The sequence below is a fragment of the Promineifilum sp. (SeqCode) genome (assembly GCF_041918635.1).
In the GTDB taxonomy this organism is placed as follows: domain Bacteria; phylum Chloroflexota; class Anaerolineae; order Promineifilales; family Promineifilaceae; genus Promineifilum.
In genome coordinates, this window is sequence record NZ_JAYRVJ010000606.1 from 1 (window position 1) to 16,927 (window position 16,927).

General features: G+C 66.6%; 13 protein-coding genes. 3 read left to right on the forward strand and 10 right to left on the reverse strand.

Annotation, left to right across the window (positions count from 1 at the left end):
• Positions 1-369 (forward strand): DUF3224 domain-containing protein (locus ACE3UY_RS17980; protein ID WP_374688864.1); only part of this gene is annotated, 369 nt, incomplete at its 5' end.
• A 71-nt stretch (positions 370-440) separates the two neighbouring features.
• Entirely contained in the window at positions 441-995 is a 555-nt protein-coding gene (locus ACE3UY_RS17985; RefSeq protein WP_374688865.1) for an RDD family protein, read from the forward strand.
• Between the two features lie 17 nt (positions 996-1,012).
• On the opposite strand, the gene purB is transcribed toward ACE3UY_RS17985, so the two are convergent.
• The 7 genes from purB to ACE3UY_RS18020 form a co-directional block, all read right to left on the reverse strand.
• Positions 1,013-2,419 (reverse strand): adenylosuccinate lyase, encoded by a 1,407-nt coding sequence (gene purB / locus ACE3UY_RS17990; protein WP_374688866.1) that lies wholly within the window; start codon positions 2,417-2,419, stop codon positions 1,013-1,015.
• A 117-nt stretch (positions 2,420-2,536) separates the two neighbouring features.
• The gene (rarD, locus tag ACE3UY_RS17995) at positions 2,537-3,421 is read right to left on the reverse strand and encodes an EamA family transporter RarD (protein ID WP_374688867.1); all 885 of its coding nucleotides are present in this window, start codon (positions 3,419-3,421) and stop codon (positions 2,537-2,539) included.
• A 111-nt stretch (positions 3,422-3,532) separates the two neighbouring features.
• A complete protein-coding gene (gene guaB, locus ACE3UY_RS18000) occupies positions 3,533-5,035 on the reverse strand; it encodes an IMP dehydrogenase (RefSeq protein WP_374688868.1) in 1,503 nt (500 codons plus the stop codon).
• Between the two features lie 128 nt (positions 5,036-5,163).
• Positions 5,164-6,051, reverse strand: coding sequence for a prolipoprotein diacylglyceryl transferase (gene lgt / locus ACE3UY_RS18005; RefSeq protein WP_374688869.1), 888 nt, complete (start codon positions 6,049-6,051; stop codon positions 5,164-5,166).
• Between the two features lie 123 nt (positions 6,052-6,174).
• Positions 6,175-7,812, reverse strand: coding sequence for a sulfatase (locus ACE3UY_RS18010; RefSeq protein ID WP_374688870.1), 1,638 nt, complete (start codon positions 7,810-7,812; stop codon positions 6,175-6,177).
• On the reverse strand, positions 7,809-10,412 hold the full coding sequence (locus ACE3UY_RS18015; RefSeq protein ID WP_374688871.1) for a DUF4350 domain-containing protein: 2,604 nt from the start codon (positions 10,410-10,412) through the stop codon (positions 7,809-7,811). The genes ACE3UY_RS18010 and ACE3UY_RS18015 overlap by 4 nt, the downstream gene beginning before the upstream one ends.
• Positions 10,413-10,429: 17 nt before the next feature.
• Positions 10,430-11,317: a S49 family peptidase gene (locus ACE3UY_RS18020; protein ID WP_374688872.1), complete on the reverse strand. Its 888-nt coding sequence runs from the start codon at positions 11,315-11,317 to the stop codon at positions 10,430-10,432.
• A gap of 105 nt (positions 11,318-11,422) precedes the next feature.
• On the opposite strand from ACE3UY_RS18020, the gene recF reads away from it, so the two are divergent.
• Positions 11,423-12,670: a DNA replication/repair protein RecF gene (gene recF / locus ACE3UY_RS18025; protein WP_374688873.1), complete on the forward strand. Its 1,248-nt coding sequence runs from the start codon at positions 11,423-11,425 to the stop codon at positions 12,668-12,670.
• Positions 12,671-12,770: 100 nt separating this feature from the next.
• Here recF and ACE3UY_RS18030 read toward each other — a convergent pair whose 3' ends face one another.
• The 3 genes from ACE3UY_RS18030 to ACE3UY_RS18040 all read right to left on the reverse strand — a co-directional run bounded on the left by ACE3UY_RS18030 (position 12,771) and on the right by ACE3UY_RS18040 (position 16,860).
• Complete coding sequence (locus ACE3UY_RS18030) at positions 12,771-14,003, reverse strand: RNA polymerase sigma factor RpoD/SigA (RefSeq protein WP_374688874.1); 1,233 nt, start codon at positions 14,001-14,003, stop codon at positions 12,771-12,773.
• 211 nt (positions 14,004-14,214) lie between these two features.
• Complete coding sequence (locus ACE3UY_RS18035; protein WP_374688875.1) at positions 14,215-14,775, reverse strand: DnaJ family domain-containing protein; 561 nt, start codon at positions 14,773-14,775, stop codon at positions 14,215-14,217.
• 147 nt (positions 14,776-14,922) lie between these two features.
• Positions 14,923-16,860 (reverse strand): hypothetical protein, encoded by a 1,938-nt coding sequence (locus ACE3UY_RS18040; RefSeq protein WP_374688876.1) that lies wholly within the window; start codon positions 16,858-16,860, stop codon positions 14,923-14,925.
• Positions 16,861-16,927 lie beyond the last annotated feature (67 nt).

Consider the following 16,927-nt stretch of genomic DNA (forward strand, 5'->3'; position numbering starts at 1 on the left):
GACGTCAAGCTCACCCCCCAACCGGCGGCCGACGATCTCGGCCTGGGCCGGTTGACCATCGACAAGCAATTCCACGGCGATCTGGAAGCGACCAGCGCCGGCGAGATGCTCAGCGCCCGTACCGACGTGGCTGGCTCGGCCGCCTACGTGGCCCTGGAGCGGGTCAGCGGCGTGCTCCATGGCCGGCGCGGCGGCTTCACCCTTCAGCACACCGGCGTCATGGCGCGCGGCGAGGGGCGGCTGACCGTCGCCGTCGTGCCCGACTCCGGCAGCGACCAGTTAGCCGGGCTGGCGGGGGAGATGGTCATTCGGATCGAGGGGGATGACCACTACTACGAGTTCGCGTATACGCTCGCCGGCGATACGTAGGTGCAACCCACTTTCTGAAGTGGCCACTTCAGAAAGTGGGTCGCACCTGAGAGGGATGCGACTAGTAGAGCATGGACAACGTGGTAGAGGTGTCGTTGGCTCCCGCCGGACTCCGCCCGCGCCTGTTGGCCTTCGCCCTGGATTACCTGGTGATGGCGGCCTATCTAATCGTGCTCACCGTTGCCAGCATCGTTTTGGCGCGGATTGCGCCCGCCCTCGTTGCCAGACTGTTCGACGACCGCGTTTCCAGCCAGTTGACCGTCATCCTCACTCTGACCCTACCGATCACGTTGTATTTTGCCCTGTTTGAGGCTTCATCATGGCAGGCGACGCCGGGTAAGAGGCGACTGAAGCTTGTCGTGACAGATAGTCGCGGCCAGCGGCTAAGCCTCGCGCGCTCTTTCGCACGCAGTGTACTCAAGTTCATCCCCTGGGAATTGGCCCATACTTGCATCTGGCAGGTGCGCTTTGCAACCGATCCATCGCAGTCGTGGCCTTATAACGCAGGCTTTATCCTCGTCTGGGTCCTGGTGGGAGCGAATGTAGTCAGTCTGTGGCTAAGCGCGAGCCGGCAGACGCTCTACGACCGTCTGGCCGGCACTCTTGTGTCGAAGCGGAACGGCTGATCGCGTCGAGGGCCAGCTTAAGCGGACGCGCTTCGTCGGGAAATTGCCTGAGCCAGCGCCCGCGCCCGCCCCGCCGCCGTCCCCACATACCCCCCCGCGTCCATCAACCCCCGCACCTCATCCGGCGACAGGTAGGCAGTGAGACGCGCGTCGGCGGCCAGTAGATCGGCCAGCGGGTTGGCCGCCTCCTGCCGGACGGCTGCCCAGGCGCTCAAGCTGGCCTCGCGCAGCCACTCGTGCGCCTCCTGCCGGTCGGCCCCGGCCCTGACGACCGCCATGAGCACCCGCTCGGTGGCCGCGAAAGGGCCGTAGCGGGCCAGGTTGCGGGCCATCTGCTCGCGGTCGAAGATCATCCCCTCTACCAGCGCCGCCGCCCGCCGCAACATCTCGTCTACGGCCAGGAAGCTCTCCGGCTGGAAGAGGCGACGGTTGGCGCTGTCATCCAGACTGCGCTCCAGGATGGCCTGGCTGGCGTTGTCCCAGGCTACGGCTGTCTGCGCTGCCACAAAGCGGGCCAGCGAGCACAGGTTTTCGGCGTTGATGGGGTTGCGCTTGAAGGGCATGGCTGACGAGCCGACCTGCCGCCGGCCGAACGGCTCGGCCCACTCGCCGAAGGGGGGCGATTGGAGCACGCGGAAGTCGAGCGCGAACTTATGTAAACTGGAGGCGATGCCGGCCAGCACGCTCTGCACGCGCAGGTCTTGCTGGCGGGTGTAGGTCTGCCCGGCGATGGGGAAGTAGGGCAGGTCGAGCCGGGCCATGGCCAGCGCTTCCATCTGCTCGGCGGTCATATCACACTCGCCCAGCAGCTCGCCGTAACCCGCCTGCGTGCCGACCGCGCCCTTCAGCCCCTTGCCGCGCAGGTCGGCGATGAGGGCGGCCAGTTGCTTTTCGTCTTCCAGCAAGTCCTGGGCGTACATCGCCAGACGGTAGCCGAGCGTGGTTGGCTCGGCCGGCTGGATGTGAGTGTGGGCCATGATGGGCAGGTCGGCCGTCTCCTCGATACGCCGGGCGAAGGCCAGCAGCAGCCGGCGCAACTCCTCGGCCAGCAGCCGGGCCGCCTCGCGCTGGCGCAGCGCGTCCACGTTGTCGGTGATGTCGGCGCTAGTGGCTCCCCAGTGGATGATGCCGCCGCCGACGGGGCACTGCTCGGCGTAGGCGCGGATTTCGGCCATCACGTCGTGGCGCGTCTCCTTCTCGATCTGCAGGGCGCGCTCGATGTCCACGTCGTCGGCGTGGGCTTCCAGGTCGGCCAGTTGTTCGGCCGTGACCAGCCCGGCGACGTGCTGGGCCGCGGCCAGGGCCACCCAGACCCGGCGCATCAGCCGCCGCTTGTGTAGTTCCGACCAGAGGTGGCGCATTTCCTGGGAGCCGTAGCGCCAGGTGAGGGGGGAGAGGTAAGTTCGATGGTCGAATTCAGTCATGATAAAGAATAGCACGCTGATAGCGCTGATATGGACGCTGATTTTCGCCGATAAGCAAGTGTAGGCACTTCCGCGAAAATCAGCGAGAAATCAGTGTCATCTGCGTCCCATTTCTTATCAGCGGGCCATCTCCGGCGTCATCCGCCGCCGCCACAAACTCTCCCCGGTATACAGGATCAGCGCCAGCCAGATCAACCCGAACCCCACCACCCGCGCCGGGCCGAACTCCTCGCCATAGATGAGCACGCCGATGAGAAACTGGAGCGTGGGTGCGATGTACTGGAGCAGGCCGAGCGTGGTCAGGGTGATGCGCCGCGCCCCGGCGGCGAAGAGGAGCAGTGGGACGGACGTCACCACGCCCGCGCCGGCCAGTAGCAGCGCCGTGGTCGCCCCGGTGTGGCCCAGCGCGCCCGCGCCACGGTTCTCCTGCAACAGCAGGAAGCCCAGCGCCGGCAGGGACAGAAAGGCCGTCTCCAGAAATAGCCCCTCGGCCGAGTTGAGCGCCGCCGTCTTGCGCATCAAGCCATAGAGGCCGAAGCTAAAGGCCAACGTCAGGGCGATCCAGGGGAACGCGCCGTAACTGAAGGTCAGGTAGAGCACCCCGGCCAAAGCGACGGCCAGCGCGCCCCACTGCACCGGGCGCAGTCGTTCCTTCAGGAAAACGTAGCCCAAGAGCACGTTGATCAGCGGATTGATGAAGTAGCCCAGACTGGTCTCGACGATGAAGCCGGCGTTGACGCCCCAAATGTAGGTCAGCCAGTTAACGGTCAGCAGTGTGCCAGACAGAGCGAAGGTCAACACAACGCGCGGTTGGCGGATGGCTTTGCCCAGCCAACTCCAGTTGCGGCGCGCGGTCAGCACCAGACCGACGAAAACCAGCGACCAGACAATTCGGTGGGCCACAATCTGCGACGAGGGTACGTCGTGAAGCGCCTTCCAGTAAATCGGCATCACACCCCATAGGATGTAGGTGCCAATGGCGTAGACGATGCCTTTGTTCATGGAAGTCTGGAAGAGCTCACGCAAAGAACGCAAAGAAGCAAAGCGCGCCAACGAAGAGAAGCCATTTCTTCTTGGCGTCCTTTGCTTCTTTGCGTTCTTTGCGTGAGCCTCTTATCTCCTCGCCTGATAATTAGGCGCTTCCTTCGTGATGAGGATGCCGTGTGGGTGGCTTTCCAGCAGGCCAGCGTTGGTGATGCGCACGAAGCGGGCTTTGGCGCGCAACTCCACCAGGTCGCACGCGCCGACGTAGCCCATGCCGGAGCGCACACCGCCCATCATCTGGTAGACCACGTCGCGCAACTGCCCCTTGTAGGGAACCTGCCCCTCGACGCCCTCCGGGACGAGCTTGTCGCGCACCTGGCCGCCGGCCGGGCCGCCAACAGGCGACGTGACGCCGGAACCGTAGCGATCGGCCCCATACCCCTGCATCGCGCCCATGCTGCCCATGCCGCGGTAGACCTTGTAGCGCCGCCCCTCGTAGAGGACGATGTCGCCCGGACTCTCTTCCAGCCCGGCCAGCATCGAGCCGAGCATGACCGCGTCGGCCCCGGCGGCCAGCGCCTTCACGATATCGCCGCTGTACTTGACGCCACCGTCGGCGATGAGCGGGACGGCCTGCTCGCGGCACACGGCGGCCGCGGCGGCGATGGCCGAAATCTGCGGCACGCCCGCCCCGGCCACGATGCGTGTGGTGCAGATGGAGCCCGCGCCGATGCCGACCTTGATCGCCCCCGCGCCGGCGGCGATTAGCTCCCGCGCCCCCTCGCCGCCGGCCACGTTGCCGGCGATGATGGGCAGGCGCGGGTGGCGGCGCTTGGCCGCGGCGACGGTCTCCAGCACCAGCCGGGTGTGGCCGTGGGCGGTGTCGATGGCCGCCGCGTCGACGCCGGCCTCCACCAGCATGTCGAGCCGGGCCAGCGCCTGCTCGCCCACGCCGATGGCCGCGGCGCACAGCAGCCGGCCGCGCTCGTCACTGGCCGCGTTCGGGTAGTCGATCTTTTTGAGGATGTCCTTGACCGTGATCAGCCCCTTCAACCGGCCGTCGCCGTCCACCAGCGGCAATTTCTCGATGCGGTGGCGGTGCAGGATGGTCTTGGCCTCGTCCAAACTGGTGCCGACCGGCGCGGTGATGAGGTTCTCGCCGGTCATGTAGTCGGCGATGGGTTGGGGGCCGGGCGAGACGAAGCGGGTGTCGCGGTTGGTCAGGATGCCTACCAACCGGCCGTCGGCGTCGGTGATGGGGATGCCGGAGATGTGGTAGCGGCTCATCAGCGCCTCGGCCTCGGCCAGCGTGGCGTCGGGACGCAGGGTGAGCGGATCGACGATCATGCCCGACTCCGAGCGCTTGACCTTGTCCACTTCCTCGGCCTGCTCTTCGGGGGTCAGGTTGCGGTGGATGACGCCGATGCCGCCCAGCCGGGCCAGGGCAATCGCCATGGGCGCTTCGGTGACGGTGTCCATGGCCGCGGAGATGACGGGAAGGTTGAGGTAGATGTCGCCGATCAGGCGGGTGCGCAGGCTGACCTCAGCCGGCAGCACCGCCGAATAGCCCGGCGCGAGTAAGACGTCGTCGAACGTCAGCGCCAGGTCGCCGTACTCCTCTGCGAATTGCATGATTACCTCTCTCCGGTGTGAACCGTTGAAGAGCAGGGGGGCCGGGGAGAAGGGGGGCGGGGGAGAAAAAACTTGCGGTTGCAATCTCTTTCACCCCTGCACCCCTGCTCCCCCGCATCTTTCTCCGTTTAACTCTGCCGCCGCGGCTTCGGCTTCAGGACGCGGCGACGGCGGCGGCCGAAAATCTCCGGCATGCGCTCGTTGCGCTTCAGGATCACGTAGACCCCGGCCACTGCCAGGGCGACGGCCAGCAGGAAGGAGTAGGTGATGATCGAGCCGCCGATGGTCGGCTGGTCGGGACGGAAGAACTCCAGGAAGGCGCGCCCCGCGCCCCACCAGACGAGGAAGACGCCAAACAGCGTGCCCGGCCGCCACGTGTCCCGGAAGCGCCGGTTCAGCAGCGTCAGGACGACGAAGCCCAGCAGCAGCCAGATGGACTCATAGAGGAACGTCGGATGGAAACGGGTGTCCAGCGGAAACTGGGTCAGGTCGGTAAACTGGGGCAGCCGGTGGTTCTCGTCGATGAGGATGCCCCACGGGAGCGTGGTTGGCGGGCCGTACAGTTCCTGGTTAATGAAGTTGCCCCAGCGGCCGAGTCCCTGGGCCAGCAGGATGGCCGGCCCGGCCACGTCGGCGTAATGCCAGAAGTTGAGCTTACGCCAGCGCAGGTAGAGCCAACCGACGAAGGCCGCGCCGATGAAGCCGCCTAGGATGTTGATGCCGCCGGAGCGGATGTTGATCAAATCCAGGAAGGTGGTGAACTGGTCGCCGCGCCCGGCGAACGATTCCAGCGTGACGTAGGTCAGGCGGGCGAAGAGGTAGCCGCTGAAGATGACGATGATGAGGCCGTTGAGGAACTCATCGACGTTCTGGCCGCGCCTGGCGATCTCCCGCGCGCCCCACAGGGCGCCCAGGGCGATGCCCAGCGTCACGATGATGCCGTACCAATAGATGGGGAACCCGTCGCCGATGGGAATGGTAAAGGCGATCGGGTCGATCTGGATTCCGTCTAACATGTTTCACCCATTACAGAATAAATTCAACACGGATTGGCACGGATAATACGGATGTTACGGATTGAACATGGGTTCAATCCGTGTTCATCCGTCAAATCCGTGTTCATCCGTGGTTAATTCATTTTATTCCAGATAGCCCAGCCCGCGCAACCGCTGCTTGAGGAGTTCGTCGGCGTTGCTGGGGTCGGCGTCGGGGGCGGGGGCGGCGGTAGGCTGGGCCTCGGCCTCACGGGCCACGCGCTGCGCCATCTGCTCCAGCGCCCGATCCAGCGCGGCACTGTTGGCCGGCAGCCGGTGGAGCAGATTGTCCAGTTCGCCTGGGTCGGCGGCCAGGTCAAACAGCTCGTCCGGCGTGTCGTCCACGTGGATGAGCTTCAGCGGCGCGCGCTCCACCCCGTCCGTAACCGGCGACGGCCTGACGACCGACCGTCGCGTGCTCAGGCAGCGAAATGCGTGTAGCAGTTCCGGCCGGCGCGACTCGATGGCCTTGACGAAGTTGAGCGGCGGGTAGACCTCGCTGAAGGCCGTCTGCTGTTCCGGGTCGCGGCCGTTCAGCGTGTGGCGCAGCGCCAGCCGGCGCACGTGGGGCGCGTCGTCGGCCAGCGTCTCCTCCAGATGGGCTGCCGCGGCCGGCGTCCGCGCCGCCGCGTCGAGGATGGTGTGATAGACGCGCCGCGTGCTGACCGGCGTGACTGAACGCGCGCCCGCCTCCACCTGGCCCGGCCAATGGAGGATGAGCGGCACGTGGGTCAGCTCCTCGTAGGCGACGAAGGCGTGGCCGAAGTAGCCGTGGTCGCCCAGGCCGTCCCCGTGGTCGGCCACGATGATCGTCAGCGTGTCGCGCCCGCGCGCCCGCCGGGCCAGGCTGTCGAACAGCGGGCCGAGGTAGCTATCCTGATAGGCGACCTCGGCGTCGTACAGATCGTTGAGGACGCGCGATTCCAGTTCGCCCAGCGGCTCGGCCAACGGCGCGGCCCAGCGGTACGCCTCGCGGTTCCAGGCGCGCAGTACGTCGCGGGCCTCCTTGCTGTGGCGGAAGTAGGGGGCCACCTGATCGACGAACTCGCCCGGCGGCCAGAAGGGCAGGTGGGTCTCCATCAGGTTCAGGAACAGGAACAGCGGCCGGTCGGCCCCGCTCCCCTCGCGCTCGTCCAGTAAGTGCACTACGTCCTGCGCCGAGCGCTCGTTCTGCCCCTTGAAGTTGGCCATCTTCGACCAGATGGGCGTCAGGGCGCTGTGGAGCGAGACGCGAAAGGCCAGGTCTGATTGGCCGAAGAAGTTCTGGATGGGGTAGGAGATGCGCTGGAGGAACTGGGTGTACGCCTCGGCGACGACGCTGGCCGGCCAGGGCCACGGGTTGGAGTGGCGGGCCACGCTGGGGAAGGCTCCGCCGTAGTTGTAGAAGGCGTCGAAGCCGCGCTTGAAGCCGTTGTTCAGCACGCCCACCAGCGGGTTATTGCAGAAGCCAACCGTCTCGTAGCCCATTCGCTGGAGGCTTTGCGCCAGGTGAGGGCGGGCGGCGTTCAGGCTGTGGGCCGACTGGGTGACGCCGTGGGCCGTGGGATACTGGCCGGTGAACAGCGAGGCGTGGCTGGGAATAGTCCACTGCGCGGGCGAGACGGCGTGCTCGAACAGCGCCCCGCCGGCGGCGAAGCGATCCAGGTTGGGCGTCAGCGGCCGCTCATAGCCATAGCAGCCCAGCCGGTCGGCCCGCTGCGTGTCCAGGACGATAAAAACGATATCGGGTGCTTGTAAACTCATGTCGCTTCAAACCAGGCCATGATATTGGCCACCAGTTGGCCGCGCGCCTCGTCGGGCAGGCCGGCGAGCGGGGCCAGCAGAAAAATGGTGCGCTGGCCGTTGTCGGCGTCCACGCCGCCGATGCCGATCACCGCGCCTTCGCCCTCTTCGCCCGGCGCGCGCTCCAGAAAGACGAACTCGTTGGCCCCCACGTCGGTCGCATTGGGCAGGGCCACGCGATACGTCGCGTCGAACTCGATGATCTGCCCCTCCTCGAAGCCGCGGCTCAGCGTTGGATCGCCGTCCACCACGGCCGCGGCGGCCAGCGGGGCCACGTCCACCGCGCCCAGGATGGTCGGCGAGAGGCCGCTGACGAACAGGTTGCCGCCGCCGTTGAGGTAGTCCACGATGACACCCACGTCGTCGCTGACCGGCCCGCCCTCGTCGCGATAGTCGCCCGACTCCCAGATGAGCAGGTCGATCCCTTGCAAGGCGTCGTCGGGCAGCGGGCCGTCGTCGCTGGCGAGCCAGATGGTCACGTCGTAGTCGCCCTCCAGCAGGTCGGCCAGCAGCGGCGCGCTGGTGAAGCCGTCGGTCAGCGCCTCGCCGTCGTCATCGGCGAAGATGAAGATGCGGTTGAGGCCCGCCTCCTCGCCGCCGCCCGTCTCGCCAGCCGTGACGCTCAACTCGTAGTCGCCGCCGTCGTTGAAGAAGTCGCGCACGACGATGGTGTAGTCGCCGTCGTCGGCGATCTCGACGCCGCGCATCTCCTCCTGGCCGCCGGCAAAAGTGGAATCGACGTTGCCGACGAGCGTATCGTCGGGGGCGTACAGTTCCAGGACGGCATCGACGTTCTGGCCGGCATCGACCACAATGTCGATGGTGGCCGGGCCGCCGTTGAACGTCCAGGCGTGGGCCTCGTCCGCGGCCAGTTCGGCGCTCTGCGTCTCGCCCAGGGCGATGGGGCCTTGATCCACCACATCGGCCGCGGGAGCTTGCTCGCCGCCGGGCCGGTTGTCGTCGTCGCCGGCCGGCGGTTCGCCCTCCGGCTGCGGGTCGGCCGGCGCGTCGGCCGGGCCGCTGGTGTCCAGCGCGTATTCGACCGGCTCGCCGGCCACGCCGGTGGGGCAGAGGGCCAGCGTATCCTGTTGCAGGCAGCCGGACAGGTCGCCGGCGCGCAGGCGGTCGACAGCGCTCTCCAGCCCGTCGTTGCTGGCGGCCAGAACGGCCACCTGTCGCCGCGCCTCGTCGCCGCCCAGCAGGATGAGCGCCGTGCCGGCCATCTGCACATCGCCCAGAGCGGAGCGGATGAGGCGCGTCCCGGCCGGCGCGCCGGCCTCCTCGTCTGTCTCGTCGCCGGGCGCAGAGATGGCCGGGGTGATGACCAGTTCGACGCCGGCCACCTCCAGCAGTTCCGCCACGTCGCCGGCCTGGTTATAGAGTCCCAGGTAGAGCGCGTCGTGGTCGCCGGCTGGCTCGCCGGCCAGCGCGAGCGACAGGCCCGCCTCGCGGAAGGCCGCTTGCAGGGTGATGATCTCGTCGAAGGCGTCCGGCCCCAATTCGGGGGCTTCGCTGTAGACGAGATCGACGGGGGAGTCATAGAAGTAGGGGAAGCCGGCCAGGACGCCGGCGTTTCGGGTTCCGCCGGCCAGGAAGTCGGCCACGCGCCCGGCGAAGGCGGCGTTGTCGTGGACGGTGATGTAGGGCTCGGTCAGAAAGTGCACGTCGCCCAGGGCGAGCACCTGGCCGCCGTCGCTCCCGGGCGGGCTGAGGGCGGCCAGCGTCAAGCCGCCGGGCCGGTCGGTGGCCGACGACCACGTGTTGTCATCGGCCGACAGCAGCGGCGCGGCCGACGGCCCCAGCAGCAGGGAGTGGCTGCTGTAGAGCGCCAGCCGGCTCAGCCCGTCGGTCAGCGGCCCGCCGGCCAGCCCCGCTTCGCCCAGCAGGATGTTGCGGAAGTTGCCCTCGTTCTCGACCGTGTTGTAGAGGTAGTCGCCGCGGAAGGTGATGTCGAACGGGTTGGCGAGAGCGTTGAGCGGCGTCTGGGCCGTCTCTACCACGGGCGGGGCGAAGATGTCCTCCTCGTCGAACTCGACGTGGTAGCGGGTCGGGTCGCCGACGAGCAGGACGCGCCCGCCGCGGGCCACGAACTCACTCACGGCGCGCACGTCGGCGGCCGAGTAGTCGTCCACCGGGGCGATGACGATGAGCGCGCCGGCCGGGCGCAGCGCCGCGGCCAGATCGCCCTCGGTCACCGGCTGCACCTGGAAGCCACGCGCCGCCAGCAGGCCGTCGAGCGTCGCCAACTCCTCGGCCGTGAACTGATTGCGGTGGGCCTGGTCGAGCACGGCGATGCCGCGCGTCGCTTCGACCGCGGCCCGCGTCGCTTCGACCGCGGCCACGTCGGCGCTGCCACCGGCGCGGACGGGTTCGACGGCGTCAACCTCGACCGACGTTTCGCCGGCAGCAGGGGTGGGGACGGCGGCAATGCCGGCGGCCGAATAGGCGGGCGGCGCGGCGGGCCGTGGGGCGAAGGGGCGATAGTACTGGAAGTAGCGCGCCCCGACGGGCAGCAGCAACAGCAGGACGAACACGGCCAGGTAGAGCGTGGCTTTGCGCATGGCAGCTTCCCGGCCCTCTATGGTTGGCCCGGGGCGGGCGCGACGTGACGGTAGTAGACGCCGGGGGCCAGGTCGGTCGGCGCGGCCCACAGTTTGGCCTCGTCGATGGGCTGCGGCCGGTAGCGGGCCAACGGCAGGGGGATGAAGTCGGTGTCGAAGGCCAGTGGGTACAGTTCGACCGTCTCGTAGTCGCGCAGACCGGCCAATTCGGCGGCGCGCCGGATGGCCTCGTCCCCGGCGGCCAGCCCGTCGATCAGCCCATAGTCGAGCGCCTGGACGCCGCTGTACAACTCGCCGCGCGACAGCGTCGCCGGCTCAATGGCCAGCCGCTCGCCGCGACCGACGCGCACCGCGTCGAGGAAGGCGAACTTGGCCCGCTCGATCTGGCGCACCGTGCCGTCGCGCGTGCCGCCAAACGCCTTGTAAGGGCCGGTGGTCAGCAAGTCCTCCTCAATGAACACGTCGCCGGGCAGGGAGGCGATAACGCCGACGCTGCCGACGCCGGAAGTGGGCTTGGCGTAGATCTCATCGGCCGCCGCGGCCATGTAGTACGCCCCGCTGGCGGCCAGCAAATCCACAGAGGCCACCACCGGCAACTTGTGGCGGGTGTTGAGCACGTCCAGGAACAGTTCTTCGCTGTAAGCGGCCGAGCCGCCGGGGCTGTTGAGGATCAGCACGACGGCCTTAATAGCCGGGTTTTCGCGGGCCAGCTTGAGCTGTTCGGTGACTTCGTAGGTGGAGAGGCTATTAATGTCGTAGCTGAGGCGCAGGATGCCCACCTGCGGCCGGGGCACAACCCGCCCGGCCAGAAAGAAGCCAATCGCCAGTGGCAGAGCGACCACCAGCAGCAGCGTCGCCAGCCAGCGCAGAGGGGAGCGGCCCGGATCGTCATGTACCTCGATCATCCGGGTGAGCATAGCATGGAGGGTGGGGGGCCGCAAACACTCTCAGATTGCGAGTGGCAAGGGCGATTTGCCAAATTGCCCTACAAGTGAGAGACTTATCCCTCCATGCAAGTCCGCCGCCTATCGCTGACTAACTTTCGCAACTACACTCGCCTGGAGCTTGACCTGCCGGCCGGGGCCATTTTGCTGCACGGCGACAACGCCCAGGGCAAGACGAACCTGCTGGAGGCCATCTACCTGATGGCGACGACGCGCTCCCCCCACGCCAGCCAGGATCAGCAGTTGCTCAACTGGGACGCGATGCAGTCAGATGAACCGGTGATCGTCGGCCGGCTGGTGGCCGACCTGCTGCGGCCCGACGGCCCGCGCCATCTGGAGATGCGCCTCATCGTCGAGGAGCGCGGCGACTGGGCGCGCAACGGTCAGAGCGCCTTTCGCCGCGAGGCGCTGGTGAACCGGCGCAAGGTGCGGTTGATGGACTTGCTGGGCCATCTGCGCGTGGTGCTCTTCCTGCCGGAGGATGTGGAGCTGGCGACGGGCGCGCCGGCCAACCGGCGGCGCTACCTGAACGTGACGCTGTGCCAGGTGGACGCCGACTACTGCCGCGACCTGTCGGCCTACAACAAGGTGCTGGAACAGCGCAACGCCCTGCTGCGGCGCATGGCCGAGGGGCAGACGCGCAACAGCGCCGACGTGCTGCAAGTCCTGACCGACAAGCTGATCGAGCCCGGCAGCCGCGTCTTCCAGCGCCGGGCGGCCTTCGTGACGGAGATGGCCCGCGAGGCGCAGGACATCTACTACCAGGACCTCATCGGCGGCAAGGAGTCGCTGCGGCTGGGTTACCTGCCCGGTTGGTACAGCAACGGCCGCAAGACGCCCGACGACCTTCTGCGCGACGGCGACCGGCTGCAAGAAGACCCCGACGTTGGCCGCATCGCCGAGCGTTTCGCCGCCGAACTGACCGCGGCGCGGGCGGCCGATCTGGCCCGCGGCGCGTCCACCGTCGGCCCCCACCGCGATGACTGGGCCATCCTGGTCAACGCCCGCAACCTGGGGCAGTTCGGCTCGCGCGGCCAGGTGCGCACGGCCATTCTGGCCCTCAAGCTGGCCGAGATCGGCTGGATGAAGGCCGCCACGTCCGACGTGCCCATTTTGCTGCTGGACGAGGTGGGCGCGGAACTGGACCAGCACCGGCGCAACGCGCTGCTGGCCTACGTGCTGGCCCAGGTGGGTGGGCGCGGCGCGGCCCAGGCGTTGTTGACCTCGACCGATCCGGGTATGTTCCCGGCCGACTTCCTGACCCAGGCCACGGTGCTGCGCGTGCGCGAGGGGCGGGTGACAGCCGACGGGTAAGAAGCTCACGCCAAGAGCGCAAAGAAGCAAAGAACGCCAGGAAGAATCTCTGAATCTTCTTGGCGTTCTTGGTTTCCTTGGCGAACTTGGCGTGAGCCTCTTAATTCATGGCCAGCGCGTACTCGCCCAGGTGGGGACTGCGGCGCAGTTTGCTCAGGGCCGTCTTCTCTAGCTGCCGGATACGCTCGCGCGATAGCTTGAAGATCTCGCCCACTTCTTTCAGCGTGTGTGGATCGCTGCCCTGCAAGCCGTAGCGCAGCCGGATGATGGCCGCCTCGCGGGGGGTCAATTCCGACAGGATCTCGCCCATCCGCTCGCCGAACAGCTTGGCGGCCACGGCCTCGTGCGGCTGCTCCGCCTCGCGATCCTCGATGAAGTCGCCCAACTCCGCGTCCTGGTCTTCGCCGGCCGGCTGTTCCAGCGCCAGCAGGGGGCGCGTGATCTGGAGCAGCCACTGCACCTGTTCCGGCGGCAGTTCGGTATGCTTGGCCAACTCCATCACGTCCGGCTGCCGCCCCTGCTTTTGCTCGATGTCGCGGATCATCCGGTACAGCCGGCGTACGTTGCCGGTTTGGTGGGCGGGGATGCGGATCATGCGGCCATGGTTGACCAGAGCGCGGGTAATGCCTTGCCGAATCCACCAGGTAGCATAGGTGCTGAAGCGCGTGCCGCGCCGATAGTCGTACTTCTCGACAGCGGCCAACAGGCCGGTGTTGCCCTCCTGAATGAGGTCGAGGAAGTCAAGCCCCTGGCCGTAGTAGCGCTTGGCGATGCTGATAACCAGGCGCGTGTTGGAACGGATGAGCATGGCGCGGGCGGCGTCGCCCTGTTCGATCAGGCGCTCCAGCGCCGCCCGCTCGCGCCCAGTCGCCTCGGCCAGCCGGGCGCGGGCCTCGGCGGCGGCTTCGATCTGGCAGGCCAGTTCGGCCTCTTCCTCGGCCGTAAGCAAGCGCTGGCGGTTCGTTTCCAGCATGTACCGGTTCAGGAAGTCATTGGCGGGCACGTCGCGCAGAGCGGCGTGACGCTGCTGATGCTTGGCGTGCAGCGCCGCGTAGCCGTCGCCCAGACTGCGCCGGTCGTAGTCATCCAGGTAGGTTTCCAGGTCCACGAAGGCCGCCAGGTCGCCGTCAGCGTCCAGCGGCGGCTCGGAGTCGTCCGGCTCAGCCCGAAGCTCGACCATGGGTGCCGGCCCGGCCAGCGACGGCTCGGCCGCCGTAGCAAAAGCCAGAGCGGCGCCATCGGTTTCGTCGATGGGTTCAAGCCCATCGATGAAGGCCTCCCAGTTACGGCCGGTCAGATTGACGTGCACGATCAATTCAGGTGATTCAGGCATTGTATACATCTCTCGTTCTGTCTGATTGCCATACCATCGTACATGCTTGTTATCAAGGGGGCAGGCCGCACAGACGATGATGCCACTCACAATGCCCGCATTATACGGCTTTGTACAGATTTTGTCAATATAATCTGAAAAGATGAGTAAAAAATATGGACAAGCTAGCGCCTTTGTGGGGCGCCTGGCAAATAACGCCCTACAAGGGTTGCTAGAGCAAGTAGCGCGGCGCGTCCACGCGCTTCAGTTCGTCGGCCAGGCGGAGCTTGAACAACTCCAATTGGGTCATCGGCCGCTTGAGGTTGTAGGTGTCGATCTCCTTGTTGATCTTGACGATGGTCTCTTCCCACTTGCGGCAGGCGTCGTCCCAGCCGAGCGTGAGGGCGGTGCGGTGGCTCTCGCCCTGAGCGTGCTGGAAGGCGGTGCGGTAGCGGTTCCAGGTACGGGCCACGTCGGCGCGCAGGGCGTCGATCTTCTCCGCGGCGTCGGCGCGCTGCGCCAGCCAGACGGGGCGCAGGTCGTTGTCCTTCAGCAGCTTGTTGGCCAGCGCGGCGCTGCCTTCGTAGACATTTTGTTCCAGTTCCAGCGGCCGTCCTTGCCCGGCCAGATCGCTGAACAGGCCGCGCTGGCGGCCGTCCTCGATTAGGTCATCCATCAGGTTTTGCCAGTCGTGGCGCATGCGGCGGCGGTGGTCGTCGCCGGCAACCGGCGTGTCGCCGGCAACCGGCGTGTCGCCGGTGATAGGTTCTTGCGGGTCGGTGTTCTCGCTCATGGAGCGATCTTACCGCGAGCGGAATGAATTAACCACGGCTGGAACGGATAACCCGGATTGAATTAATGAAAAAGCCGGGCCACACGAGGCGGCCCGGCTTTTCTGATTGAGTGGATTTGGGCGGTCAGGCCCTATCCGCGGACAGTACTACGGCGCGCAGAGGTAGTTGGCCGTCGCGCCGATCATCGCCACCGAGTCCCCGTTGGGGGTGGGCGAAACGAGGTCGAGCACCACCTGGTTCGTGCCGGCCGGGACGTTGGGCAGCGTCACCTTGACCAGGTTCAGCAAGTTGCCGTTCGTCGGGCCGTTGGCCGTCACCGTCTGGCTGACGCCGCCGGCGGTGATGGTCAACTCGAAGGGCCGGGTGTCCTTGTCGTTGTCCACTACGGCCACCGTGATGACCAGGTTCACCGCGGCCGTCGGCGCGGGCAGTTCGAGGACTTGCTGCTGCGCCGGGATCCACTGGTAGTACACCTGGTTCTCGCTGCTGTCGGCAAACCTCTCAAAGACATTCACGTACTGCTGCGTCGTCCGGTAGGTCGGGTAGAGCACGAAGGCGCGTTGGACAAACGGCGCATTGGTCGGCGCGCCGACGAGCCGGGCCCGCCAGTAGGGCAGGGTCGGCGCGGTCAACTGCTGGCCGAACCAGAAGACGGCATAGTCGCGGTAGGCCGGGCTTTCCAGCGTCTGGTCGTTGATGTAGGTGCCATTGGGCCGCAGGAAGCGGGCATACTTCCACGTCCGCTGGTCCTTGCCGGCCAGCTGACCGTAGAGCGAGAGCACATTGGCGCTGTTGGGCACGTCGACGCGGACGGTGACCACACCGTTGGTATTGCTGCCCATGCCCTTACCCAGGATGTCGGTGCGCTCATACACACCCGCGCCGGCCGGGCAGAAGCCCGCGATGGGGGTGTTGGTCGGCGTGGCGGTGGGCGTGTTGGTGGCGGTCGCCGTCACCGTGACCGTGGGCGTATTGGTTGGCGTGTTCGTCGGTGTCATGGTCGGCGTTGCCGTCTTAGTAGGCGTTGGCGTCTTGGTAGGTGTCGCCGTCTTGGTGGGTGTTGCCGTATCCGTCGGCGTGACAGGCGTGTTGGTCGGCGTGCTGGTGGCCGTGTCCGTCGGCGTGACGGGCGTATTGGTTGGCGTGCTGGTGGCCGTGTCCGTCGGCGTGACGGGCGTGTTGGTCGGCGTGCTGGTGGCCGTGTCCGTCGGCGTGACGGGCGTGTTGGTCGGCGTGCTGGTGGCCGTGTCCGTCGGCGTGACAGGCGTGTTGGTCGGTGTGCTGGTGGCCGTGTCCGTCGGCGTGACAGGCGTATTGGTGGGCGTATTGGTGTTGGTCGGTGTCGGGCTGGCGATTACCGGGCCAGTCGCGCCTACTGCCCACTCTTCCTGGCCGTCGCTGACGCTGCTGAAGTAGTTGTAGAGATAGACGTACGTGTTGCACTGTCCCACGCCGCCGAACGGAGCGCCGAAGTCGCAGGCTGGCCCACCGCCGAAGAGCGCGTCAGGGAAGTAGACGACGTAGTCAGTCGATCCACTGCCGGAGGCGTAATCGACCAAGAGCACCGAATCGTCGCTCCCGGCGTCCAGGTCATAGATGAGCGTGGTTTGCCCGGCGATATCGGGGCCGGCGGCATTGTAGCCGCTCAGCGAGCCGCTGTTCGCCGTGAACAATTGCAACTCGTCCAGCGAGATCGTCTCGTTGCCATTGGACTGCGTTTCGTTGAGATCGAGCACGAACTCACGATAGGTGACGCCGTTGATCGTCACTTGAGGGATGTCGGTCAGTTCCAGCGAGCGGGTGAAGGGGTCGCCCTCGTCAAATTCTAACGCGCCGTCGGTGTTATACCCCTGTTCGGTCGTGTTATTGCCCTGCGCCTGAACGCGCAGGAAGGCGTCAAGATTGCCGCTGCCGGCGCCCTTTTGGCTGGTGCGCCAGAAGAGGGCGCCCTTGACGTCGACAAAGGCATTGGACGCAGTCACGTCGAATAGCAGGGCGAGGACGGGAATGGTGATGGCTAATAGCGCCGTCAGGCCGATAATGAGCCATTGTTTTCGCGAGAGCTTAGATCGAATTGTGCTCATAATGCTCCTTCTCTACACAGTACACGGGTTCGATGCGCGCTTCCAGCCGCGGTGTTGATCGGGCCGC

Excerpts from the sequence above, each read along its gene's own strand:
- ACE3UY_RS17985 (WP_374688865.1), top strand. The coding sequence starts at position 441 with ATGGACAACGTGGTAGAGGTGTCGTTGGCTCCCGCCGGACTCCGCCCG.
- purB (WP_374688866.1), bottom strand. The coding sequence starts at position 2,419 with ATGACTGAATTCGACCATCGAACTTACCTCTCCCCCCTCACCTGGCGC.
- rarD (WP_374688867.1), bottom strand. The coding sequence starts at position 3,421 with ATGAACAAAGGCATCGTCTACGCCATTGGCACCTACATCCTATGGGGT.
- guaB (WP_374688868.1), bottom strand. The coding sequence starts at position 5,035 with ATGCAATTCGCAGAGGAGTACGGCGACCTGGCGCTGACGTTCGACGAC.
- lgt (WP_374688869.1), bottom strand. The coding sequence starts at position 6,051 with ATGTTAGACGGAATCCAGATCGACCCGATCGCCTTTACCATTCCCATC.
- ACE3UY_RS18010 (WP_374688870.1), bottom strand. The coding sequence starts at position 7,812 with ATGAGTTTACAAGCACCCGATATCGTTTTTATCGTCCTGGACACGCAG.
- ACE3UY_RS18015 (WP_374688871.1), bottom strand. The coding sequence starts at position 10,412 with ATGCGCAAAGCCACGCTCTACCTGGCCGTGTTCGTCCTGCTGTTGCTG.
- ACE3UY_RS18020 (WP_374688872.1), bottom strand. The coding sequence starts at position 11,317 with ATGATCGAGGTACATGACGATCCGGGCCGCTCCCCTCTGCGCTGGCTG.
- recF (WP_374688873.1), top strand. The coding sequence starts at position 11,423 with ATGCAAGTCCGCCGCCTATCGCTGACTAACTTTCGCAACTACACTCGC.
- ACE3UY_RS18030 (WP_374688874.1), bottom strand. The coding sequence starts at position 14,003 with ATGCCTGAATCACCTGAATTGATCGTGCACGTCAATCTGACCGGCCGT.
- ACE3UY_RS18035 (WP_374688875.1), bottom strand. The coding sequence starts at position 14,775 with ATGAGCGAGAACACCGACCCGCAAGAACCTATCACCGGCGACACGCCG.
- ACE3UY_RS18040 (WP_374688876.1), bottom strand. The coding sequence starts at position 16,860 with ATGAGCACAATTCGATCTAAGCTCTCGCGAAAACAATGGCTCATTATC.